The organism is Synechococcus sp. WH 7805 (assembly GCF_000153285.1).
GTDB lineage: Bacteria > Cyanobacteriota > Cyanobacteriia > PCC-6307 > Cyanobiaceae > Synechococcus_C.
The window spans coordinates 2,348,118-2,369,360 of the sequence record NZ_CH724168.1 but is presented as its reverse complement, the minus strand read 5'-3'; the positions used below and the strand labels follow the sequence as shown (position 1 = coordinate 2,369,360).

Below are 21,243 nucleotides of genomic sequence, written 5' to 3'. Positions count from 1 at the left end.
CCGAACTGGCCACCCGAAGTGGATGGTGTTCCTGGATGCATGCTCAACCATTATGACGGTCCGCCTGCCCCCTCCCCTGGCTTGATGAACAAGACCACCGTTCCCGGAGGATCCCGACAACGCCTGATGCTCGCCTACGGGATGGGAGATGCGGGCACCGGACTGGCCGCGACTCAGCTCGGCTTCTATCTCTTCCCATTCTTCACCTGCGCGGCAGGGCTGCCTGCGTTCATTGCCGGCTCGCTGCTCACTGTGATCAAGGTGTGGGATGCGATCAACGATCCCTTGATCGGCTGGATGAGCGACCACACCCAAAGCCGCTGGGGACCACGCATCCCCTGGATGCTGGGAGCGGCGTTGCCCCTGGGAATCAGCTTGGCCGCGATGTGGTGGGTTCCGGAGGGGGACTTGACCCAGCGCACGCTCTACTACGTGGTGATGGCGATCCTGCTGATGAGCGCCTACACCAGCGTGAATCTGCCCTATGCGGCCCTCTCCACCGAACTCACCCCCGACACCTCTATCCGCACTCGCCTGAATGCCGCGCGCTTCACGGGGTCGATCCTGGCCGGACTGAGCGGCTTGATTGTGGCCTCGCTGGTGCTGAGCGATGGCGCCGAGGGCTACCTGCGCATGGGCCGGATCACCGGCACCATCGCCGCCGTGGCCACCCTGGCCTGCTGTTGGGGTCTGGCCCCGTTTGCCAAGCGGGCCCAACGACCCAGCAACCAGAGCGAACCACCCCTGGAGCAATTCAAGAGGATCCGTTCCAACCCCCGCTTCTTGATGGTTCTGGGGCTGTATCTGTTGCTTTGGTTTGGCCTGCAGTTGATGCAGGTGGTGGCCTTGATCTGGCTGGTGCAGGTGGTGCACGTGCCCCCGAATCTGTCCACCTGGATCCTGCTGCCGTTTCAGCTAAGCGCCCTGGCGGGCCTACAGATCTGGAGCCTGCTGTCGAACCGCAAAGGCCGTTTGATAGCGCTGCGCTGGGGCGGAAGTCTCTGGATCCTGGCCTGTCTGCTGTCGATGGCGTTCCCACCGCTGCAGCACGGCGGAAGCGGTGCTGAACTGATTCCCCTGATCGGCCTGATCATGCTGGTGGGGCTTGGAGCCTCCACCGCCTACCTGATTCCCTGGTCGCTTCTGCCGGACGCGATCGATGCCGATCCAACCCACCCCGCAGGCCTCTACACCGCCTGGATGGTGTTCGGCCAGAAGCTGATTATCGGCGTGAGCATGAGCGTGTTCGGCGTCTTGCTGTCTCTCACTGGCTACATCTCCAGCGAGGCCTGCAGTGGGGCCATGGATTTCATCGAACAGCCGGCCATGGCATTGCTGGCCATTCGCATGAGCATGGGCCTGATTCCCGCCATCCTTGTGATGTTCGGCCTCTTGGTGATGCGAAGCTGGCCCGACCGCGGCGCTCACCTGCAACGTGCATGACCTTCCCCCCGCTCCGGCTTCGTTTTAAATCCCCCCGCTGGTTGAACAGGCTTGGGAGCAGCCTGATCATCGGCGGGCAGGCAGTGACCGCCACCGTCCGGGGTCGCATTAATACCGTCGACCTTCTGGATCAACTACAGGAGGCAGGACCGGGAAGCTTCCTGATCGTGATCATCACCTCCCTGGCAGCGGGCACGGTGTTCAACATCCAGGTGACCAAGGAGCTGAGCAGCATGGGCGCCAGTGCCACGGTTGGCGGCGTGCTGGCGGTGGGACTGGCACGTGAGATCGCGCCGCTGCTCACCGCCACCCTGCTCACGGGCAAGGTAGCTACGGCCTATGCCGCCCAGCTCGGCACCATGAAGGTGACCGAGCAGATCGATGCGATCACGATGCTGCGCACCGACCCGGTGGAGTATCTGGTGGTACCGCGTTTGATCGCCATGGTGGTCATGGCACCGGTGCAGTGCCTTCTGTTCTTCGGTGTGGCCATCTGGAGCGCCCAGTGGAGCAGCACCGAGCTGTACATGATTCCTCCGCAGGTGTTCTGGTCGTCGGTGCGCAGCTGGCTGATGCCCGATGACATTCCGTTCATGCTGATCAAGGCTCTGGTGTTCGGCCTACAGATCGCCGTCCTCTCCTGCGGCTGGGGCATGACCACAGCGGGCGGCCCGAAGGAGGTGGGCACCAGCACCACCGGAGCCGTGGTGATGATTCTGGTGACTGTGGCTCTGATGGATACCGTGCTCACCCAACTTCTCTTCGGCTGAGGCTCCACATTCCATGAGCGACACTCCCCCAGCGCCAGCGACCACCGGCAAAGATCCGGTGAGCATCTCTCCGAGTCCGCGGCTGCCGCTGCTGATCATCATGCTCAGCGCCACGCTGTTGCCCCTGCCACTTCGCCCGTGGCCCACCCTGGTGGTAGGGCTGTTTGGCCTGTTTTTGCTTGTGCAGACCTACAGCCTGCGCCTGGAGTTCACGGCCGACATGCTGGTGGTGTGGCGGGGACAGAACGAACTGCGTCGCTTTCCCTACACGGAGTGGCAGAGCTGGCGCTTGTTTGCAGCCTGGTTGCCGGGGCTGCTGTACTTCCGCGAAGTGAACAGCATCCACTTTCTACCAATCCTGTTTAACCCAGCGGAACTACGCGAGCAGCTGGTGCAGCGGGTGGGGGCCCTGGAAACACCGAAGCCCCGAGAGACAGCTGATTAAACACGCTCACGTTACGCAAAAGAAACCAAACCAACACGAAGACGTGCCGACCGTGCCAGATAGTCGGCGATCAGCTGGAATAGTGAAAGGACAAGTGCGCCATGCCTGACGACACCGATCTGACGCCACAAGACCCGGCCACCCAGGAGCTAGACCCTCAACCCCAGGGCCACGATCCCCTGATCCAACTGGCCCTCACCGAACTCCAGGAGCGACGCGACGCTCTGCAACAGGAGATCGAGGCCCTAACGCAACGCAAACAGCAGCTGGAAACGGAGATGGCCGCCAGCTTCGCCGGGCAATCCGATGCGATCGCCCGACGCGTGAAGGGCTTCCAGGACTACCTGGGCGGTGCCCTCCAGGGCTTGGCCCAGTCGGTGGAAACACTCGACCTAGTGGTCCAGCCGGTGGTGGTGCAGCCCTCGCCTCTGGACGCGCAGGCCGCAGCCGATGCCGCCGATCAGGGGGCCAACGCAGGCGCAGCACCGGCACTGGCCGACACCTTCCGCCCCGACGAGGAGCTGATCCGCGCCAACCTCAAAGGCTTCCTGGAGCAGCCCGACTTCTACGCCGACCCCTGGAAACTGCGCCGCAGCCTGGACGCAGCTGACACCGCCGTGCTCGAGGACTGGTTCTTCAATCAGGGAGGACGCGGGGCTCAGCCCAGCCGCGGCAGCCGGCCCCGCAACGTGCTGCTGGCGGCCGCGCTGATCGCGGTGATCGGTGAGCTCTACGGCGATCAATTCCAGACCCTGGTGCTGGCAGGCCAACCCGAACGGCTCGGCGACTGGCGACGGGGCCTGCAGGATGCCCTGGGCCTGAGCCGAGAGGATTTCGGACCCAACAGCGGCATCGTGCTCTTTGAACGAGGTGACGCCCTGGTGGAACGGGCCGACCGTCTGGAGGAACGGGGCGAGGTGCCGTTGATCCTGATCGATGCCTCAGAACAGGTGGTGGACATTCCCGTGCTTCAGTTCCCGCTCTGGCTGGCCTTTGCTGCCGGACCAGGCGAAACCGACACCATCGACGACCTGCTGTGATGGGCTTCATCTCTTTGCTGCTGGGCTATCTGCTCGGTTCCATCCCCAGCGGCTTCCTGGCGGGACGCTGGTGCAAGGGCATCGACCTGCGCACGATCGGATCGGGGTCCACCGGCGCCACCAACGTGCTGCGCAATGTGGGCAAGGGTCCGGCCCTCGTTGTTTTTCTAGTGGATGTGGGCAAGGGAGCGGCGGCTGTGCTGCTGGCCCGGGCCCTCAGCGAAGGCCTGGTGGGGATGGAGCTGATGCGCAATTGGCTGGAGGTGCTGGCTGGTCTGGCGGCCCTGGCCGGTCACATCTGGCCGGTGTGGCTGGGCTTCAAGGGCGGCAAGGCAGTGGCCACCGGCTTCGGGATGTTTCTGGGCCTGGCCTGGCCGGTGGGCCTGGCCTGCTTCGGGGTGTTCATGGCCGTGTTTAGCCTGAGCCGGATCGTGTCGCTGGCCAGCGTGATCGCCGCCCTCAGCCTGCCCCTGCTGATGGTGCTCTCCACTGGCAGCCCCCCTTACATCCTGGTGGCGGTGGTGGCGATGGTGCTGGTGCTCTGGCGCCACCGCAGCAACCTGCAGCGCCTGATCGACGGCAGCGAACCAAAGGTGGGACAGAAACCTTGAGCGCCGCTGTTAGGGGGCCTCAGCTGCAGGTTTCGACGTTGGAACAGAACAGAGTCAACCCAAGGCATCGCAGCAGGCCGCAAACGCAGCGCTGGGATCCTCAGCCTTGGTGATCGGCCGACCGATCACCAGCTGACTAGCGCCGGCTGCAATCGCTTTGGCAGGCCCCATCACCCGAGCCTGATCGCCCACCGCTGCCCCTTTGGGGCGAATCCCCGGCGTCACCAACGCAAACGGCTCAGGGTGCTGGGCCCGCAATGCCGCGGCCTCCAAAGGTGAGCACACACAGCCACCGATGCCGGCGGCAGCCGAGAGCTGAGCCAACGCCGGCACCCGTTCGGCGATGCCCTGGGCAATGGCGAGTTCCCGTTGCAGACACTGCTCCTCCCAGCTGGTGAGCACCGTCACCGCTAGCAAAATTGGAGCGTTGAGACCCTCTTGCTGGGCACCCTCTACCGACGCTGCCTGCGCAGCCTTAAGTGCTTCGCTGCCGGCGCAGGCATGCACCGTAATCAGCTCGGCCCCCAGCGCCGCGGCCCGCCGGCAGGCTCCCGCCATCGTTGCCGGAATGTCGTGAAATTTGAGATCCAGAAACACGCGCAGGCCCCGATCGCGCAGCTGGGTCACCACCTCAGGCCCAGCCTGCACGAACAACTCCAGGCCAACCTTCACCCAGCGCAGCCCTTGCACCTGAGCTGCGAACGCCAGGGCCTGAGGTGGGGCCATGCCATCCAGGGCCACGATGATCCGATCGGCAGGGTGAGCAGAACGCAACGGAGCCAAGACAGCTACACGAGCAGCATCCATCCTGAATCCACACCGGCCCCGGGCCATGCTGCCGCGCATCATTCACCCTGAACAGCTGCAGGGTTACCGCTTTAACGATCAGGACCACTGTTTTCTCGCCCTGCTCAGCTCACCCGCCGATGGGGATGACGACCGCGGCTCTGGAGAAGCGGTCAGCCTGTTTCTGGAAATCCATGATCCCTGCGATCGGGTGCCGTTGCACACCCACCATCACTCCGCAGAGTTTTATTTCGTGCTGCGGGGGACGGTGATCTTCCACATCGAGGAACGCTCGATCACGGCGAATACCGGCGACTTCGTGGTGGTTCCTGCCGATGCCATCCACGATTTCGAAAATCCTGGTCCCGACCGCCTCTACCTACTCACTGTGCTCAACCGCGATGAGGGCTTCTCGGAGACCCTGCGCCGGGGCGTTCCCACTGCCCTCGAACCCGAGGATCTTGAGGTGCTGCGCTCGCTCTGAGCCCAAACCGCTCGCTCTGAGCCCAAACGACTCGCCGTCACCGCTTAAGCCCTGTAATCCAGAAGCAATCCGAGAATGGCAGCACTAACCCTGACGACGTTCAGGCTGCAGGTGGCAGCAGCTTGAGGCCAGTCGTTTGCTCGATAAAAGACAGATACTCACGCTGCGCTTCAGACCTTCGCATGAACTCTGGGACAGTGACATCGCCCGTCAACTCCGATTGCCAATACGCCAAAAAATCAACGGCAATCTGCGCATCTGATCTGAACTCAGCGTCAAGCGCTGGCATCCCATCAGCGGATCCCCCCAATGGGGAAAAACGGGTTGATCAGGCGGTCAGCCGCCGGAAGGTTTTCTTGCCCAGCTGCAGCACCTTGCCCTCCAACTCCTCCGCTGAGGCGAACTCCTGGTTGGGATCGCTGATCTTCTCCCCTTCGAGCCGCACCGCACCGCCCTTGATCTGGCGGCGCGCCTCGCTGCTGCTGGCGCAGATACCCACGGCACTGAGCAGATAGAAGGCCTTGGCCGGGAAGTTCACCTGCTCCAAGGAGGCCTCGGGTACCTCTGCCGCCGCATCACCAGCTCCGCCCACCAGGGTGGCGGCATCGCTCTGGGCTTTCTCGGCTGCCGCCAGTCCATGACGGCTGGCGGTCACCGCCAGAGCCATCGCCTTCTGCTTCTCGCGCGGATTCTCCGGCAACACCGCCAGATCCAGATCGGTGAGCAAGGTCACGTAGTCGTTAATCGCCCCATCGCCAACCTTCTCGAGCTTGGAGTACATCGACAGCGGATCTTCCTCCAGACCCACCACGTTGCCGAGGCTCTTGCTCATCTTCTGCACACCATCTAGACCCACCAGAATTGGCAGCAGCAAGCCGAACTGGGTGCCCTTGCCAAAATGGCGCTGCAAATCGCGGCCCATGGCCACGTTGAACTTCTGATCGGTGCCCCCCAGCTCCACATCGGCGTTCACCGCTACCGAGTCGTAACCCTGCAGCAAGGGATAGAGAAACTCATGCAGGGCAATGGGCGTGCCACTGCCGTAGCGCTTGGAGAAGTCGTCCTTCGCCAGCATCTGGCCAACGGTGGCCGTCCCCAGCAGGTTGATCACGGCTGGCAGGTCCATCTCCTCCAGCCATTCGCTGTTGCGGCGCACCTCCAGACGGCCCGGTGTCTCGAAATCCAGCAGGGCCATGTCCTTCGGCTGACCCTGGCCCAGCTGGGCGAGATAGGTGGCGGCATTGGCGTCCACCTGCTCAGCCGTGAGCTGCACCCGGGTGTCGCTTTTGCCGGTGGGATCACCGATCCGTGCCGTGAAATCGCCGATGATCAGAACCGCCGTATGGCCCGCATCCTGGAAGGCCCGCAGCTTGCGGAACAGGATGCTGTGGCCCAGATGGATGCTGCTGCCGGTGGGATCGATGCCCAATTTCACCCGCAGTGGCCTGCCGTCCGTCTCAGCCTTCGCCAGACGCGCCGCCAAAGCCTGATCGGCATCAGCGGGATCGCCCGCTGGGAAGAGATCAGCCATGCCTCTTGACAGCCAAGCCGGCAATGACGGGGTCGGGGCCATGGACAGGCGGGGCGGTTGCGGGCTGAATCGTACGGGTCGCCTCAGCTGGGGGGCAGATCCAGCTGGCTCTTCATTCGCTCCAGCGTGCCGTGCATCTGCTCGAACATCTGTTCCGGAGTGATCCCGAATTGCCCCAGCTGGGTGCGCAGCTGCTCCACTGTGAGCTTGGCCTGGAAGTCTTCCGAAAGCTCAAAGCGTTTCATAAACACCCGGTAGCGCTCCATCAGCTCCTCCATCGTGTCGATGAATTTCTTCTTGCCCTCACGGTCGAACTTGCCGTAATCGGAGCCCAGCTGCATCAGTTGCTGGTAATCGCCGAACAGCCGCTTGGCTTCCTCCTGCACGATTTCGGAGTCGAAGAACGCCATGGCTCCATCCGTTTACTTGAGAAATTCTGAACAATGGCAGCCGTCACTGACAGTGCGGATCCACGCCCATGGATTCGAGCCACCATGAAAACGCCAGCGGCCTTGGTTCCCGACCGTTTCTCCCGATGGATCTCAGCTCCCGGATCCCCTCTCTGCAGCAGCAATCCCGTCAGGGCCACAGCCTGCTGCGGCGCAGCCGCAGCGCCATCGCCACCGCCGACCCTGTGCTGCTCGCCAGCTGGACGATCTGGTTCGAAGGTCAGGGGCCTTTGGTGGCCGCCTGCACCAGCGAAGACGACTGCCTCGGCAACATTCAGAGCCACGCAGCCAGCCTGCTGCTGTGCACTGACCTGCTGGAAAGCGGCAGCGGCATCAGCTTGGTGCGGCGCGCCCTTGCTGTTCAGCCCGAGCTCAAGGCCCTGATCCTGCTGCGCAGGCCAATCGCCCGCACGATCCTGGACGCGATCGAGGCCGGATGCCATGGCATCTGCGCCGTTCAGAGCGCTGGCACTGGAGCGGTGGCCACCGCCCTCACCGCCATCGATAGCGATGGTCAATATCTCGATCCTGTAATCAGCGGTGTGCTCCACCACAGCCGGCTCAGCAGCAGCGGCGGCCAGCAGCTGCCCCTGCAGGACCTAACAATGCGCGAAGAAGACGTGCTGCGCGGGCTATGCCGTGGCATGACCAATCTGGAGATCGCCGAAGACCTGCTGGTGTCCATCGAGACCGTGAAAAGCCACGTGAGCAGCCTGCTGCGCAAGCTGCCTGCCAAGGACCGCACCGCGGCGGTGGTGACCGCCTTCCGTGAGGGACTGGTGCAGGTCCCCGCCAGACCGCCCCGCTGGACCTAGGGTCCAGACCAGGCTGCTTTGGAGACACGCGGCAATGGCCCGCCGGCACTGGCTCGATCCCCTGGCGCGCAAGGTGCTCCAGGCCATCGGCGATCTGCCGCCTGATCCGAAACGTGCGGCGGAAGAACCTCGCTGGTGCATCGATGTGAACCGTGCCGCAGCCGACGACTGGCGCCAACTTCCAGGTTGCAGCGACGCCATGATTGACCTGCTGATGCGTCTACAGCAAGGCGGGGTGCAGTTCAGTCAGCTGGAGGATCTGGCCCGTCTGCTCGAGCTTCCGCCGAAGCTCTGCGACCAGTGGCGGCCCCATCTGGTGTTCCGCTGGCATGGCGACGCACCATTGCTGCCGGATCAGACGACACTGGATCTCAATGCCGAGAGCCCTTCCCTTTTGGCTGCCGGGCTGGGATGGCCGGAGGAGCGACTGCAGCGATTGATCAGCGAGCGACGACGTCAGCCCTTCCAGCACCTGGCAGACCTGCAGGAACGGCTGTGTTTACCGCCCGATGCAGTCGAAGCCTTGATCGGCCGGGTGAGCTTCGGGGCTAGGCCCCGCGGCCCCAGCCTGCCGCCGCGGAGTTGATGCCATGGCTGATGCACACCGCCAGGGCGATCTCTTTGCTCTACCCCCCCCGGCCAGCGAGGCCAGCACCAGCGCAGAGCTGGCGATCACGACGACCCAGATGCGCCGCTGGCAGCAACGGGTGCATGCCTTCCAGGCACCACTGTTTCAGCCAACCCCGCCGGACGCGCTGCAGGTTGGCCTGTTCGAGGCAGAGCAGGATCCGCTCGCGAACTTTGACCCTCTACAACTCAAACCGCTTCCGCTGAGTTTCTGGCGCTGGCCACAAGGGCCGCATCGGGGAGCGGCTCTTTACCTCGTGATGGACCGACCAGTCGACCTCAAGCATCCCCTGCTTCTTTATATCGGGGAAACGATGGCGGCCGATCGCCGCTGGAAGGGAGATCACGACTGCAAGGCTTACCTAGCCGCTTATGAAGAAGCCTGCAGGGCCTGTGGTCTGCACTGCAGCACCAGCATCCGCTTCTGGAGCGATGTACCCAAGGCCACCCGGCCTCGCCGGCAGCTGGAGCAAACACTGATCCAGCGCTGGCACCCACCCTTCAACAAGGAAACACGAGAGCGATGGGCTACCCCTTTCCAGGCGGCCTGAGGGTGGCTTCTAGCATCGGTGCAGGCATCGGCTTCCTATGAAGATCTCCCTCTCTCCGGCCACACCTGAGGCCTGGAGCGGTTCCGTTCTGGCCCTCGGCATCGTTGAGAACGACCCCCAGGGGCTGGTGGCCACGATGGAGCAGCGCTTCAGCCTTCAGCTCGCCGACTGGCTGAAGCAGAAACCTTTCAGCGGCAAGCCCGGCGACTGCGTCAGCTTGCCTTTATTGCGAGGTGACTGCACAACCTTGGTGCTGGTGGGACTGGGGGCCGCCGATGACGTCGATCGTGACGGACTGCGCCTGGCAGCGGCTGCCGCAGCAGGGGCTGCCATCGGTCAGGTCGGAACCCTGGGCCTGCTGCTCCCCTGGAGCAACGAAACTCCGGAAGAGGATGCCGCCGCCGCAGCTGAAGCGGTGCGTTTAGCGCTTTACAGCGACGACCGCTTCCGCAGCAAGCCCGAACCCAGCCCCAGACCCGACCAACTTGAGCTACTGGGACCTCTACCCGGAGGGTTCGCCCACGGACTGGAAGCCGTTCATCCTGTGTGTGCCGGCGTGGAGCTGGCCCGTGAGCTGGTCGCCGCACCTCCCAACAGTGTCACTCCGGAGGAACTGGCACGCACCGCAAGCCACCTGGCCCATGAACATGGCCTTGAGCTCACCATCCTCGAGCGGTCCGATTGCGAAGAACGCGGCATGGGCTCCTTCCTCTCGGTGTGCCAGGGGTCGGATATGGATCCCAAATTCATCCATCTCACCTACCGACCCAACGATGAGGTGAAGAGGCGTTTGGTGCTGGTGGGCAAGGGACTCACCTTCGATTCAGGTGGATACAACCTCAAGGTGGGTGCCGCTCAGATCGACATGATGAAGTACGACATGGGTGGTAGTGCTGCCGTGATCGGCGCGATGCGGGCGATCGCCGAGCTTCGTCCCGCCGGTGTGGAAGTGCACATGCTGGTGGCCTCCTGCGAAAACATGATCAATGGCTCCGCCGTGCACCCCGGCGACATCGTCACCGCCTCCAACGGCACCACGATTGAAATCAACAACACCGATGCCGAGGGGCGGCTGACCCTCGCCGATGCTCTGGTGTATGCCTGCAAGCTCAAGCCTGACGCCATCGTCGACCTCGCAACGCTCACAGGTGCTTGCGTGATTGCCCTCGGGGAGGAGATTGCTGGCCTCTGGACCAGCGACGACACCCTCGCCTCGAATCTGGAGCAGGCCGCCATGGCCTCCGGCGAAGGTCTCTGGCGCATGCCGCTGCACAGTCCCTACCGCAAAGGACTCAAATCACTGCTGGCGGACATGAAAAACACCGGCCCACGGCCGGGCGGTTCGATCACAGCTGCCCTGTTCCTCAAAGAATTTGTGGATGCTGGCATTCCCTGGGCTCACATCGATATCGCCGGCACGGTCTGGAGCGACAAGGGCCGAGGCCTTAACCCATCGGGAGCCACCGGCTACGGGGTTCGCACCCTTGTGAACTGGATCCGCAACCAAGCCGGGACCACTGGCACTTAAGTTCGTGGATAGTCACCACACGCCATGGCCTCCAAACCCTTGCGTTGGTATATCCGAGCCCAGTTAGGGGTATTGCTGCTTCCAGCAGGGCTTTGCCTCTTCGGTGAAGCCATCAGTCGCCGCATTGTTCAGATGCTCGGTCAGGACCGAGGCCCCTGGTTCTGGTATGGAACCCTCAGCCTGATTGCCATCAACACTGGAGTGGGTCTGATGATCGAATCTGGCCTTCTGCGCGGCTATCCCGGCCGGCGCTCCGATCAAGGCTCGCCCTAGGAAGCCAAGGCCGCAGTTTTGACCACTGATAACGGGTGTTCGAGGGCATGAATCTGCCAGCGGGCCCGTTCCGAACAACTGGCCATCACCCGATCGAGATCGTCGGAAGCCTGTTTCGGCGATGGGTAAGGACCAACGTGACGAGTCACAAGACCGTCTTTGATGGTCAGCAGATACATACAGACCTCCTACTCGTTCCGGTGCCATGGTACGCAGATCTATCTAGGCAGAGGAGAGGGTAAAACCCGCACCTTCACTGAGAAGTCAGTGAGTCAGAACGTACCTGCGACTACAGAATTTCCTCAGATTTCACTACGCCAGATCAACGGGCGTTGTCAACGCTTCGCCGGCGTGCTCCATGGACCACCGCTGCGGGCTTTACTGCCCCATACCTCATCGAGCCGGCGGTCACGACCGCAGCTGAACCGGTAGAAGCGGTAGCGGAGCGTGTTGGTTTTGGCGTAGTTCTGGTGGTAGCTCTCAGCGGGCCAGAACGTCTTAAGAGGCTTGATCTCGACTTTGAGCTTCGATTCAGGCACCCCCAGTTCCCTGGCAACCGCAGCCCTGCTAGCCCGAGCACTCTGAGCCTGCGCCTCACTGTTAATAAAAATCACCGGCCGATAGGAATCGCCGCGGTCGCAGAACTGACCACCGCCATCGAAGGGATCCACATTGCGCCAATACGACTGCAACAGGCGGGGATAACTGATCTTGGCAGGATCGAACCGCACCTCCACCACCTCCTGATGACCGGTGGTCTCGCTCGTCACCTGCCGGTACGTGGGCCGGGCCACAGTCCCACCGCTGTAGCCACTCTCCACCGAAAGCACCCCGGGAAGTTTCTCCAGGTCACTCTCTAAGCACCAGAAACAGCCCCCAGCAAGCACGGCATTCTCCACGGCCGCGAACACGGAACCTGGAGCCCCGAGAAGCAGGGCTCCCACCATGAGCAGAGGCAGAACGAGGCGCATCACGAGGCGGTTGGGGTGGGGGGAAGCTGGTCGAGAATGGCGCAGGCGGCGCGATCGGTGACACCGGGTTTGCCAAGCGTTTCTGTGAGCCGTTTGTAGCCACTCAACATGACCTCCCGCGCGGCGGGGTTATCCAGAAGCGGTGCCGCTAACTCCACGAGTTGGTCGGCATCAAAGGCATCCTGCAGGAGCTCCGGCACCAGGCGCTCATCCAGCAGCAGATTCACTGGAGAGATGTGCTTCACCTGAAAGCGCAGCAGATGGCGTGCCACCCAGGCCGTAACCCGGCTCACCCGATACCCCACCACCTGGGGCACTCCATGGAGCGCCAGTTCCACATTCACCGTGCCTGATTTGCCCAGGGCCAGATCCGCCGCCGCGAACAACCACGGCTTCATGGTGTCGGCCTCTGCGGCCGGCACCACGGAGGCCCGCACACCAGCAGCAGACAGGGCCTCCTTGAGGGGCTGTTCAAAGGAGGCCAGTCCGGCAGGAACCATCACATCCAAGGAGGGATCGCGAGCTTGTAGCCGGGCTGCCGCCTGCACCAACACCGGCATCAGGTACTTCAACTCCTGGGGCCTGGATGCTGGAAATAACAAGAGCAGCCGGCCTTCCGGCGGCAGCGACAGCCGCGCGCGGGCGGCGACCCGGTCCGGACGGTTGGCCACACTGTCGAGGAGGGGGTGGCCAACCCACGTCACATCTGCCCCCCGACTGGCATAGAACGAAGCTTCCTCCGGAAAAATGGCCAGAATCCGATCGGTGAACTTCAGCAGCTGGGTGGTACCTCCGTCACCGATGCGCCAGGCCCACTCCTGCGGTGCGATGTAGTAAGTGATCGGAACCGACGGCAACCGCCGCCGCAAACTGTTGCCTAGGCGCACATTCGCCCCCATGTAATCGATCAACACCACCCCATCCGGTGGACGCTGCTGCAGCACTTGATCCACGCGGGCCTGCAGCTTGAGGGTGGGCATCACCAGAGGAAGGGCCTCCCACAGGCCAATCGCCCCCATCGGCGACGTATCCGCCAGCAGTTCCGCTCCAGCCGCCTGCATCCGGCTGCCGCCGAGAGCCAGCACCTCCAGATCCAACCCTCTGAGGGAGGCCTGCCGGTGCAGGGCCTCGATCAACAGACTTCCCTGCAGATCTCCCGACACCTCACCGGTGCTGATCAGCAATCGCACCATCAACGAGAGCCAACTGCCGGCATTGGACCACGACGCCCAGAGGTAATGGACCCTTCAAGGAAGGTGCAGAGGTGATCCGCCAGAGGCAGGAGGGACTGCTCTCGAGCCAGTTTGAGGCCCTCGGCAATCACATGGTCGGAGCGATACAGCAGCGACCAGATCTCCTGCAGTTGCTTGAGGTCCTGGCCATCGTCCTTGCGATCAAGGCCCCGCCGGCGCAATCCCACCCGGTTCAGTCCGCGCACCCGTCCGGGGTGTCCCTCCACAAGGCAGTAAGGGGGGACATCACGATCGACCCGTGTCATGCCACCCACCATTGCCATGCCACCGATCTGCACAAACTGATGAATGCCGAGGCACCCCCCGATCACAGCGTGATCCTCGATCAAGACATGACCTGCCACCTGAATGCTGTTGGACATCACGATGCCGTTGCCCAATTCACAGTTATGGCCGAGATGGCAGTAAGCCATCAATAAGTTGTGGTCACCGATCCGAGTCTGCTCGCCCTCATCAGTAGCCCTATTGATCGTGACGCACTCGCGAATGGTGTTGTGATTGCCGATGACCACCTCTGTGGGCGCGCCCTTGTATTTCAGATCCTGTGGTTCCTGCCCCAAGCAGGCACCCGGATAGATCTTGTTGTGCTCTCCGATGATCAGGCGGCCATCCAGAACGACATTGGGGCCGACCCAAGAGTGAGCACCAATCTGGACATCGGGACCGACGACGGCACCAGGACCGATCACCACACCAGCTGCAAGCTCGGCGCGCGGATCGACAACAGCGAGGGGGTGGACCTGGGCAGGCCGGCTCTCGGCAGTCACAACAGTGGAACGCTGTTCGCTCATCATCGTCAATCCACCAGCGAGAACATCAACTCGCCGGAACAAACCAGCTGACCATCCACGGTGGCTTCCGCCTTCACCTTGCCGAAGCGCTTGCGCTTGAGGCTGAGGAGTTCACAACTGATGCAGAGCTGATCACCGGGGACCACCGGGCGACGGAAACGCACGCCGTCGATGCCGGCAAACACGAACAGTCCCTTGGGGAGATCGGGCATCTGGGTCACGATCAGGCCGCCCACCTGAGCCATCGCCTCCACGATCAGCACGCCAGGCATTAGCGGTCGTGCCGGAAAATGCCCTTGAAACTGGGGCTCATTCAGAGTCACATTTTTGATGGCCACGGCCTTTTCACCTGGAACATGCTCGAGCACCCGATCGACCAGGGCAAAGGGGTAGCGGTGCGGCAACAGACCCATGATCTGCTCCGCATTGAGCACGGGCTGGGACGTCACAACGTCGTTGGCGGAGGAAGAGGTCAAAACAGTCAGGGCTGAACAGGGGAACGATCGGCCAGGGCCGCCGCCAGGTCCGTATGCAGACCATGGGAGCCGCGGTAGACCAGCACCTGTGCACGCGGGAATCCCACGAGCGCCAGGTCACCGATCAGGTCAAGCAGCTTATGGCGCACCGGTTCATCCGGGTAGCGCAGCGGTGGGTTCAGCCAGTGGTCTCCATCACAAACAAGGGCATTATCAAGAGCTCCTCCTTGGATCAGCCCCGCAGCACGCAGCTGCTCCACCTGCTCGCGGAAACCAAACGTGCGGGCTGGGGCAATCTCCTCAACAAATCGCTGCGGTGTGAGGTCAAGCGCGAACTGTTGCCGGCCGATCGCCGGCTGTGGGAAATCAATCACGCCCACAACACTGAACTGCTCAGCCGGCGTTGCAGTGATGACGCTGCTGCCGCGGTGCAGGGCGATTGGTTGCTCAAGGGTGGGGCGGTGGGAACGCTCGCCGGAAACCTCCACCAGATCTGCTTCAGCGATCGCCTCCACCCATCCAATCGCTGATCCATCGAGCAGGGGAATCTCTTCCCCATCAACCTCCAGCAGGGCCTGGGTCAGCCCGCATCCAGCCAGGGCTGCGAGGAGATGTTCCACCGTGGCCAAGCGGCGATCCCCAAGTTCGAGGGTGGTGCAGAGCTGGCTGTCTCGAACCTGGGACGGCTTCAACTGCACGGGCGCGGCATCGTCTGATGACCATCGCACCCAGATGCCGGGATCGGCCGACGGCTTGAGGGTCACCGACACAGGCTTGCCACTGTGCAAACCAATGCCACAACGACGCACAGTTCCAGCAAGGGTCCAAGCGCCGTCGTAATCAACGGGCCAGCAAACCATCAGAACTTCCAGCCCACACCCAAATTGAAGCGAACCTCGCCCGTGAAGTTCTGGCTCGCCAATTCCAGTCGCAACGGACCCACTGGAGTGGTCACGATCACACCCAATCCAGGCGAAACTCCCGATCCTGGCTTATCGAGTAGTTCACCAGGTTTGCCGGGAACATTGGCCTGAGAGCCAAAATCCGTGCCGGCATCAATGAACACTTCTCCCGAGAAAATACTGAAAATCGGGAAGCGATATTCGATGGTGGCCTCACCAAAACTGCGGCCTACTGCCAGGTCACAGTCAAACCAACCACGCACCGAATTAGAACCACCCAAGCAAAACGCTTCGTAAGGAGGCAATTGGCCAACAATCGTGCCAGCTTTCACTTGAAAAGCAATAGCTTGAGGGCAGTTTTCTTTTTCACCGGGTTTTGGGCGGCATCCCTTGAACAACTTCAACCAATTCACAGGAAAGAACTTGGTGTAGGTGGTTCGTACGCGGTTGAAAGTTGGTGAATTCTCTCCCACCGACACATACTGCTCGGTGCCGAAACTGAAGAAGTTGCCCGAAGTTGGGTTGCGCGCGTCGTTCAGCGTGTTGTAGGTGGTAGCGAAGCGCACACTGGCCAGATTGTTTTCATTCGCGCAATTAAAGGCAATGCAGATCACCTCGTTGTTGGGAATCTCACCATTGCGGATGTTTTCGTTGGGAACTCCGTAGGGACGGGTATCGCCATTGAAATTAATCGGGCGCACGTTCTGAACATTCACTCCGACCAGCGCCTGCCAGGGAACCTTTTTGAAGGGATCACCACCATTCAAAGGTCTAGCTAAAACGATGTTGCCACCCACTCTCTGAAGAGCAACGGAATCACCTTCGAACTCAAACCAGCTCTCGTCAGGGAACTGCTTGCTCGCTTGAGCCACATTGTCGAAGCGGCGATCAGCAGGATTGTTGCGGTTCCTGATATCGAAAGCTTTTTTGGAATTGTTGTCCTGGTAGTCAGTCACGGTGACAATGTCACCCTCGTTCTGGCTCTGAAAAACCTGGGGGACTTCTCGGCTCAGAAAGATGGATGTCCGGAATGATGTGCGGTACTTGTCACCTTTGATCCAGGGATCGGTGAAGGTGAAGTTGGCAAGTCCTCCAAACTGGCCATAGGTGAGATTGAGAGCCAGGTTCCAGGCTCGGCCGAACATGTTGCTGTCAGACAGCTGCACCTGACCGAACACACCCTGACTCTGGCTGTAACCCAAACCGCCAGAGAGAGATCCGGTGGATTGTTCCACTATTCCCAGGACGATCGTGATAGTCCCAGGCTCTCCAGCCACAGGCTTGAGGGTCACTTTGATGTCACTAAACAGCGAGGTGCCGTAGAGCCGCTTGATGTCTTCCTCGAGTTTTTTGCGGTTGAAGGGTTCGCCAGGCTCGATGGAAATCTCTCGGGTCACCACCCAGGGTTTGGTCTTGCCCTTCAAAGGCTCGCCTTTGTCGTTCGTGGTTTCACCTTCTTTGGTGAGGAACTGAACATCCACACCGTTCACGGTGCCAATTAACACCTTGAGCTGAACGACACCATCAGGACTCACACGGGTCGGACCGCTCACCCGGGCCAGGGAGTAGCCCTCATCGGCGTACCACTTCTGCAACTCCTTCATTCGCAGCTGCAGCTCGTTGAGGTTGAGCGTGCGGCCATAGTCGGAGCTGAACGTGTCTACGAGCACCTCCGGCTTGATCTTGTTGTCCTCCGGATCGAGTTCAACCCTCGTGAGCACCGGGTTAGGCACCACCTTCACCACCAGTTGAACGCCGAGGGGGCCATTGATGGGCTCGATGCGAACATCCGAAAACCATCCGGTGGCATAAATGGCATCAAGATCGAGCTTGAGCTCCTCACGAGTCACCCTGCTGCCCGGACGCACAGTCATCGCGTCGTAGGCCTCAAGCTCGAGGCGTTCCTGCTCGGGATGATCAGCGATACCTTCGATGATCACCTCAGTGATCAACACCCTTGGTCGAGCCGGTTCCTCAGGAAGGGTTTCTGCGGAGGGTGCTTGATTGGCGGGTGGGGTTTCAGCCGGCGCAACAGGCGCCACCTCGATCTCTTCAGTGGTGGTCTGGTCGACCTCTACCTCACCGGCTGCATCGTCAACCTGAACCTCTTCAGTTTGAGAAGCTTCCACCTGAACCGTCTCAGCCTCCGCTTGGGCTCTGGCCGGCAGGGCGGTCATCAGTGGAAGTGAGAGTGCCATACCCAGAACGCTCCTCCGAACGGACGTCCTGGTTCGGCTGGAGGAGAAGGTCACCATGGGGGAGACGGAAGTCGGCCCGGAGGGCCACAAACGTCTGGAGAACCTACCTGCAGTTCCGGGGTTGTGGGCATGCCCCTTGTACCCGTTTGCAGACCTCCCCGTAGGCCTCGATTACACCGCCAAGATCTTTACGGAATCGGTCCTTGTCGAGAATCCGCTCATTGGCGTCTGCGCAGTTGATATCCCAAAAGCGGCAGGTATCGGGGCTGATCTCATCGGCAACAAGCAACTCACCGGCCTGATTCAGACCCATTTCCAGCTTGAAATCCACCAGCTGCAGCCCCAGATCCTTAAAGAAAGGCAGCAACACAGCGTTGACCCGGCGGATCAGATCCTCCATGCGCTGACGCAATTCGAAACTCACTACTCCAAGCAGAGCAATCCGAGCGTCCGTGAGCAGCGGATCCCCAAAATCATCATCCTTGTAATAGAGATCGAGAAGCGCTGGATCGAGAGCGGTGCCTTGGGAAATTGGGGTTTCACGACAAAGCGAGCCGGCCGCGGTGTTACGCAACACCACCTCGATCGGAATCACGTCCACACGCTGCACGACCATCAAGGTGTCATCTGAAACACCGAGGTAATGGGTGGGGATCTCATGGCGCTCGAGCAACTCGAACAAACAAGCTGATATCAAGCAATTCAAACGGCCCTTGTTCTCCAACTGGGCTTTCTTCTGAGCATTGAAGGCGGTGGCATCGTTCTTGAACTCAACCAAAACCTGCTGGGGATCTTTGCAGGCAAAGATGCGTTTTGCCTTGCCTTCGTAGAGAAGTTCGCCGTGGGTGAGGGTCATGGCTGAGGGGGGTCGGCGGCCGCTTCGACCTCGGAAGGTCTTGATTCTCCCAGTGCAGCGTGCCCTCCAGGGGCGCGGGGAGAGCGCAGCTCCTGGTCAAGCTGCTGGCGCTCCTCAGATCCCAGGTCTGAGGACTCACGATCGAGATCTAGCAGGGTGAAGCGGTCATCCACCCGCGTTGCAAGCCGGCGCAGACGCTCGCGCGGACGATCGCCACTGCCACCATTCTCAAGCTCCAGCGCCAGCTGCAGACGCAGAAGATCCTCAGCGAGATTCCAGGCCTGAGCTGCCGCCGCCTGATCAAGAGCCGCCTCCAGGAGGGGGCCACTGCGCTCAGGTTCCAGCGCTCCCAGCAGCTCGGACGCCAAACCAAGTCGGCGTGCGGCCGCAACCCCCGGAGTGCGAGCCGCAAGCAAGGTGAGTACCGCTTCGGATTCCTGGCCATTTGCGATCTGATGCTCCGCCAGAAGATCCAACGCAGAACGGGTCTGGGGTTGACCCTCATCATCCAGTCCCACAATCAGACGCTCCTCCTCCAAACGGGACCGATCGCCCTCGACAAGTCGCATGAGGGCCAAGACCGCTCGGTCCTGATCAAAGGCCGCGGCAGCCGCCTGCCAAGACAGCAGCAACCACTCCCGGCGCTGCCGGCCCGGCGCCGGTCCGAATCGAGCAAGCACCACAGGAACACTGTCGGGCGCCTTGCACTGCATCAGCGCCTGGGCGTTGGCCATGACCACTTCGAAGGGCTGGGGAGCCGGTGCCACCTCCATCAAACGATTGCGAAGCAACCGCAGACGCTCCTGCAGCCCGAACTGAACGGCATCAGCACACGCCAGCTGCAGCGCAGGGATATCACCCTCCAAAAGCACGGCCTCGAATGCCTCTGGCGCCATCGCTTGCTCAAGCACAGGAGCAGCCTTGTCCTGCAGCGGAGGCTCCTGCACCGCAATCGGGGTTGCCGCCAGCAGAAGCGTCAAAGACAGGGGGAGAAAACCCATGGGCCGGCAGGCACTCAACAAAGATGGATGAATCCCATCACGGTCACGGACGGTGATGGGGCGTTCAAACCTAAGGGTCTTCGACCATCACGCCCGCCTCCATGGCCCATTCCAGCTCCCGTCCTCAGTCCCTGCCCCCCCTGCGCCACCTGCTTGTGGTAGGCGGTGGCGGCCGTGAGCAGGCCCTGGCCTGGGCGCTACGCCGTTGCCCTGGGGTGGAGGACGTCTGGGTCACCCCTGGCAACGGCGGCACCGTGGATCTCAAAGGCTGTCGGGCTCTTGGCATCAGCGAGCTGGATGCCGACGGCTTGATCGCACACTGCCGTAACACCGCCATTGATCTCGTTGTGATCGGCCCGGAAGCACCCCTGGCTGCAGGGGTGGCCGATCGTCTCCGAGAAGCTGGACTGGCGGTGTTCGGACCGGGTGCCGATGGTGCGCAGCTGGAAGCCAGCAAAGCCTGGGCCAAGCAGCTGATGCAGGAAGAAGGGATCCCCACCGCAGGCCACTGGGCTGTGTCGGAGCTATCCGAAGCACTGGCTCTGCTCGATCGCCTGCAGAGGCCTCTGGTGGTGAAAGCTGATGGCCTGGCCGCCGGAAAGGGAGTCACTGTGGCCGAGACCATCGAAGCCACTGCAGCAGCGATCAAGGAGGCCTTCGCGGGCCGGTTCGGCAGCGCGGGCGAACGCCTGGTGCTCGAAGAACGCCTACAAGGGCCTGAGGTTTCGGTGTTCGCTCTTTGCGATGGCGAGCGCATGGTGTTGCTCCCCCCGGCCCAGGATCACAAACGTCTTCTCGAAGGTGATCGGGGTCCCAACACCGGCGGCATGGGCGCCTATGCCCCAGCCCCTCTGCTCGACGCCGCCGGCCTCAAACAAGTGAGCGAGCAGGTGCTGACACCCACCCTGAACGCTCTACGCAGCCGCGGCATTCACTACCGAGGTGTGATCTACGCCGGCCTCATGCTCACCAACGCCGGCCCCCAGGTGATCGAATTCAATTGCCGATTTGGGGATCCGGAGTGCCAGACCCTGATGCCGCTGATGGGGCCAGAACTGGCCCAGGTGCTTCAGGCCTGTGCATTGGGATGCCTTGATCTGGCACCACCGCTCGCCATCAACGAAGCATGCAGTGCCTGCGTGGTGACAGCCGCGGAGGGCTACCCCGAGGCTCCCAGCAAAGGAGATGTGATTCACATCGCAGCGGATGCCGATCCCCAGCGCCAGCTGTTCCACGCCGGGACGCGTCGAGATCAGGACGGTCGCCTCCTCACCAGCGGAGGACGGGTCCTAACCCAGGTGGCACAGGGTGTCAGTTTCGACCAGGCCTTCGCTCGCGCTTACCAAGCCCTCGACACGGTGAACTACAGAGGAATGCAATTCCGCCGGGACATTGGCCACCAGGTGCGCCGGTCTTAGGCTCTGCAAACGCGAGTCGAAGCC

The 21,243-nt window shown here is 61.9% G+C and carries 24 protein-coding genes; 12 read left to right on the top strand and 12 right to left on the bottom strand.

Annotated features, from left to right (window positions below; all coding sequences use genetic code 11):
• The first annotated feature begins 84 nt into the window (after positions 1 to 84).
• The 5 genes from WH7805_RS12020 to plsY all read left to right on the top strand — a co-directional run bounded on the left by WH7805_RS12020 (position 85) and on the right by plsY (position 4,309).
• Positions 85 to 1,443: an MFS transporter gene (locus WH7805_RS12020; protein ID WP_050752042.1), complete on the top strand. Its 1,359-nt coding sequence runs from the start codon at positions 85 to 87 to the stop codon at positions 1,441 to 1,443.
• Complete coding sequence (locus tag WH7805_RS12015) at positions 1,440 to 2,213, top strand: ABC transporter permease (protein WP_006043388.1); 774 nt, start codon at positions 1,440 to 1,442, stop codon at positions 2,211 to 2,213. The genes WH7805_RS12020 and WH7805_RS12015 overlap by 4 nt, the downstream gene beginning before the upstream one ends.
• Positions 2,214 to 2,226: 13 nt before the next feature.
• Positions 2,227 to 2,658: a DUF3119 family protein gene (locus tag WH7805_RS12010; protein ID WP_006043387.1), complete on the top strand. Its 432-nt coding sequence runs from the start codon at positions 2,227 to 2,229 to the stop codon at positions 2,656 to 2,658.
• Positions 2,659 to 2,759: 101 nt separating this feature from the next.
• Complete coding sequence (locus tag WH7805_RS12005) at positions 2,760 to 3,698, top strand: DUF3086 domain-containing protein (RefSeq protein WP_006043386.1); 939 nt, start codon at positions 2,760 to 2,762, stop codon at positions 3,696 to 3,698.
• Complete coding sequence (gene plsY, locus WH7805_RS12000) at positions 3,698 to 4,309, top strand: glycerol-3-phosphate 1-O-acyltransferase PlsY (RefSeq protein WP_006043385.1); 612 nt, start codon at positions 3,698 to 3,700, stop codon at positions 4,307 to 4,309. The genes WH7805_RS12005 and plsY overlap by 1 nt, the downstream gene beginning before the upstream one ends.
• Positions 4,310 to 4,363: 54 nt before the next feature.
• Here plsY and pyrF read toward each other — a convergent pair whose 3' ends face one another.
• Entirely contained in the window at positions 4,364 to 5,116 is a 753-nt protein-coding gene (pyrF, locus tag WH7805_RS11995; protein WP_369776006.1) for an orotidine-5'-phosphate decarboxylase, read from the bottom strand.
• Positions 5,117 to 5,141: 25 nt separating this feature from the next.
• On the opposite strand from pyrF, the gene WH7805_RS11990 reads away from it, so the two are divergent.
• Positions 5,142 to 5,579: a cupin domain-containing protein gene (locus WH7805_RS11990; protein ID WP_006043383.1), complete on the top strand. Its 438-nt coding sequence runs from the start codon at positions 5,142 to 5,144 to the stop codon at positions 5,577 to 5,579.
• Positions 5,580 to 5,907: 328 nt separating this feature from the next.
• Here the strand turns inward: WH7805_RS11990 and tyrS are convergent, their stop codons facing one another.
• Positions 5,908 to 7,152, bottom strand: a complete 1,245-nt coding sequence (tyrS, locus tag WH7805_RS11980; RefSeq protein ID WP_038004718.1) for a tyrosine--tRNA ligase — start codon at positions 7,150 to 7,152, stop codon at positions 5,908 to 5,910.
• Positions 7,153 to 7,193: 41 nt separating this feature from the next.
• A complete protein-coding gene (locus tag WH7805_RS11975) occupies positions 7,194 to 7,520 on the bottom strand; it encodes a DUF1825 family protein (RefSeq protein WP_006043380.1) in 327 nt (108 codons plus the stop codon).
• 68 nt (positions 7,521 to 7,588) lie between these two features.
• Here WH7805_RS11975 and WH7805_RS11970 point away from each other — a divergent pair, with 68 nt between their 5' ends.
• Genes WH7805_RS11970 through WH7805_RS11950 form a run of 5 tightly spaced genes read left to right on the top strand, consistent with a single transcriptional unit; the run spans position 7,589 to position 11,353 of the window.
• Entirely contained in the window at positions 7,589 to 8,374 is a 786-nt protein-coding gene (locus tag WH7805_RS11970) for a response regulator transcription factor (RefSeq protein ID WP_006043379.1), read from the top strand.
• A 34-nt stretch (positions 8,375 to 8,408) separates the two neighbouring features.
• Positions 8,409 to 8,960: a type II secretion system protein GspK gene (locus WH7805_RS11965; protein ID WP_006043378.1), complete on the top strand. Its 552-nt coding sequence runs from the start codon at positions 8,409 to 8,411 to the stop codon at positions 8,958 to 8,960.
• Positions 8,961 to 8,964: 4 nt separating this feature from the next.
• Positions 8,965 to 9,552: a hypothetical protein gene (locus WH7805_RS11960; RefSeq protein ID WP_006043377.1), complete on the top strand. Its 588-nt coding sequence runs from the start codon at positions 8,965 to 8,967 to the stop codon at positions 9,550 to 9,552.
• A 37-nt stretch (positions 9,553 to 9,589) separates the two neighbouring features.
• Complete coding sequence (locus tag WH7805_RS11955; RefSeq protein ID WP_006043376.1) at positions 9,590 to 11,080, top strand: leucyl aminopeptidase; 1,491 nt, start codon at positions 9,590 to 9,592, stop codon at positions 11,078 to 11,080.
• A gap of 24 nt (positions 11,081 to 11,104) precedes the next feature.
• Positions 11,105 to 11,353: a hypothetical protein gene (locus WH7805_RS11950; protein ID WP_038004716.1), complete on the top strand. Its 249-nt coding sequence runs from the start codon at positions 11,105 to 11,107 to the stop codon at positions 11,351 to 11,353.
• Here WH7805_RS11950 and WH7805_RS11945 read toward each other — a convergent pair.
• From WH7805_RS11945 to WH7805_RS11905, 9 genes are all read right to left on the bottom strand, one after another.
• Positions 11,350 to 11,532, bottom strand: coding sequence for a hypothetical protein (locus WH7805_RS11945; protein WP_006043374.1), 183 nt, complete (start codon positions 11,530 to 11,532; stop codon positions 11,350 to 11,352). The genes WH7805_RS11950 and WH7805_RS11945 overlap by 4 nt on opposite strands.
• A gap of 156 nt (positions 11,533 to 11,688) precedes the next feature.
• Positions 11,689 to 12,324: a peptide-methionine (S)-S-oxide reductase MsrA gene (gene msrA / locus WH7805_RS11940; protein WP_006043373.1), complete on the bottom strand. Its 636-nt coding sequence runs from the start codon at positions 12,322 to 12,324 to the stop codon at positions 11,689 to 11,691.
• Positions 12,324 to 13,517 carry a lipid-A-disaccharide synthase gene (gene lpxB / locus WH7805_RS11935; RefSeq protein ID WP_006043372.1) on the bottom strand — a complete coding sequence of 398 codons (1,194 nt, stop codon included), beginning with the start codon at positions 13,515 to 13,517 and terminating at the stop codon, positions 12,324 to 12,326. The genes msrA and lpxB overlap by 1 nt, the downstream gene beginning before the upstream one ends.
• The gene (lpxA, locus tag WH7805_RS11930; RefSeq protein ID WP_006043371.1) at positions 13,517 to 14,371 is read right to left on the bottom strand and encodes an acyl-ACP--UDP-N-acetylglucosamine O-acyltransferase; all 855 of its coding nucleotides are present in this window, start codon (positions 14,369 to 14,371) and stop codon (positions 13,517 to 13,519) included. The genes lpxB and lpxA overlap by 1 nt, the downstream gene beginning before the upstream one ends.
• A gap of 2 nt (positions 14,372 to 14,373) precedes the next feature.
• Positions 14,374 to 14,844, bottom strand: a complete 471-nt coding sequence (gene fabZ, locus WH7805_RS11925) for a 3-hydroxyacyl-ACP dehydratase FabZ (RefSeq protein ID WP_006043369.1) — start codon at positions 14,842 to 14,844, stop codon at positions 14,374 to 14,376.
• Positions 14,845 to 14,849: 5 nt separating this feature from the next.
• Entirely contained in the window at positions 14,850 to 15,704 is an 855-nt protein-coding gene (gene lpxC, locus WH7805_RS11920; protein WP_006043368.1) for a UDP-3-O-acyl-N-acetylglucosamine deacetylase, read from the bottom strand.
• Positions 15,704 to 18,001, bottom strand: a complete 2,298-nt coding sequence (locus tag WH7805_RS11915) for a BamA/TamA family outer membrane protein (RefSeq protein WP_038004714.1) — start codon at positions 17,999 to 18,001, stop codon at positions 15,704 to 15,706. Before WH7805_RS11915 ends, lpxC begins: the two co-directional genes overlap by 1 nt.
• A gap of 46 nt (positions 18,002 to 18,047) precedes the next feature.
• Complete coding sequence (purC, locus tag WH7805_RS11910) at positions 18,048 to 18,800, bottom strand: phosphoribosylaminoimidazolesuccinocarboxamide synthase (protein ID WP_006043366.1); 753 nt, start codon at positions 18,798 to 18,800, stop codon at positions 18,048 to 18,050.
• Positions 18,797 to 19,801, bottom strand: a complete 1,005-nt coding sequence (locus WH7805_RS11905; protein ID WP_006043365.1) for a hypothetical protein — start codon at positions 19,799 to 19,801, stop codon at positions 18,797 to 18,799. The genes purC and WH7805_RS11905 overlap by 4 nt, the downstream gene beginning before the upstream one ends.
• Positions 19,802 to 19,902: 101 nt before the next feature.
• On the opposite strand from WH7805_RS11905, the gene purD reads away from it, so the two are divergent.
• The gene (purD, locus tag WH7805_RS11900) at positions 19,903 to 21,219 is read left to right on the top strand and encodes a phosphoribosylamine--glycine ligase (protein ID WP_006043364.1); all 1,317 of its coding nucleotides are present in this window, start codon (positions 19,903 to 19,905) and stop codon (positions 21,217 to 21,219) included.
• The last annotated feature ends 24 nt before the right edge of the window (positions 21,220 to 21,243 follow it).

Coding starts and splice junctions, on each gene's coding strand:
- lpxB (WP_006043372.1), bottom strand. CDS start 13,517: ATGGTGCGATTGCTGATCAGCACCGGTGAGGTGTCGGGAGATCTGCAG.
- WH7805_RS11960 (WP_006043377.1), top strand. CDS start 8,965: ATGGCTGATGCACACCGCCAGGGCGATCTCTTTGCTCTACCCCCCCCG.
- WH7805_RS11965 (WP_006043378.1), top strand. CDS start 8,409: ATGGCCCGCCGGCACTGGCTCGATCCCCTGGCGCGCAAGGTGCTCCAG.
- WH7805_RS12020 (WP_050752042.1), top strand. CDS start 85: ATGAACAAGACCACCGTTCCCGGAGGATCCCGACAACGCCTGATGCTC.
- WH7805_RS11915 (WP_038004714.1), bottom strand. CDS start 18,001: ATGGTGACCTTCTCCTCCAGCCGAACCAGGACGTCCGTTCGGAGGAGC.
- WH7805_RS11970 (WP_006043379.1), top strand. CDS start 7,589: ATGGATTCGAGCCACCATGAAAACGCCAGCGGCCTTGGTTCCCGACCG.
- WH7805_RS11975 (WP_006043380.1), bottom strand. CDS start 7,520: ATGGCGTTCTTCGACTCCGAAATCGTGCAGGAGGAAGCCAAGCGGCTG.
- WH7805_RS12010 (WP_006043387.1), top strand. CDS start 2,227: ATGAGCGACACTCCCCCAGCGCCAGCGACCACCGGCAAAGATCCGGTG.
- plsY (WP_006043385.1), top strand. CDS start 3,698: ATGGGCTTCATCTCTTTGCTGCTGGGCTATCTGCTCGGTTCCATCCCC.
- lpxA (WP_006043371.1), bottom strand. CDS start 14,371: ATGATGAGCGAACAGCGTTCCACTGTTGTGACTGCCGAGAGCCGGCCT.
- WH7805_RS11905 (WP_006043365.1), bottom strand. CDS start 19,801: ATGGGTTTTCTCCCCCTGTCTTTGACGCTTCTGCTGGCGGCAACCCCG.
- WH7805_RS11990 (WP_006043383.1), top strand. CDS start 5,142: ATGCTGCCGCGCATCATTCACCCTGAACAGCTGCAGGGTTACCGCTTT.
- purD (WP_006043364.1), top strand. CDS start 19,903: ATGGCCCATTCCAGCTCCCGTCCTCAGTCCCTGCCCCCCCTGCGCCAC.
- WH7805_RS11955 (WP_006043376.1), top strand. CDS start 9,590: ATGAAGATCTCCCTCTCTCCGGCCACACCTGAGGCCTGGAGCGGTTCC.
- msrA (WP_006043373.1), bottom strand. CDS start 12,324: ATGCGCCTCGTTCTGCCTCTGCTCATGGTGGGAGCCCTGCTTCTCGGG.
- tyrS (WP_038004718.1), bottom strand. CDS start 7,152: ATGGCCCCGACCCCGTCATTGCCGGCTTGGCTGTCAAGAGGCATGGCT.
- WH7805_RS11945 (WP_006043374.1), bottom strand. CDS start 11,532: ATGTATCTGCTGACCATCAAAGACGGTCTTGTGACTCGTCACGTTGGT.
- purC (WP_006043366.1), bottom strand. CDS start 18,800: ATGACCCTCACCCACGGCGAACTTCTCTACGAAGGCAAGGCAAAACGC.
- WH7805_RS11950 (WP_038004716.1), top strand. CDS start 11,105: ATGGCCTCCAAACCCTTGCGTTGGTATATCCGAGCCCAGTTAGGGGTA.
- WH7805_RS12005 (WP_006043386.1), top strand. CDS start 2,760: ATGCCTGACGACACCGATCTGACGCCACAAGACCCGGCCACCCAGGAG.
- pyrF (WP_369776006.1), bottom strand. CDS start 5,116: ATGGATGCTGCTCGTGTAGCTGTCTTGGCTCCGTTGCGTTCTGCTCAC.
- WH7805_RS12015 (WP_006043388.1), top strand. CDS start 1,440: ATGACCTTCCCCCCGCTCCGGCTTCGTTTTAAATCCCCCCGCTGGTTG.
- lpxC (WP_006043368.1), bottom strand. CDS start 15,704: ATGGTTTGCTGGCCCGTTGATTACGACGGCGCTTGGACCCTTGCTGGA.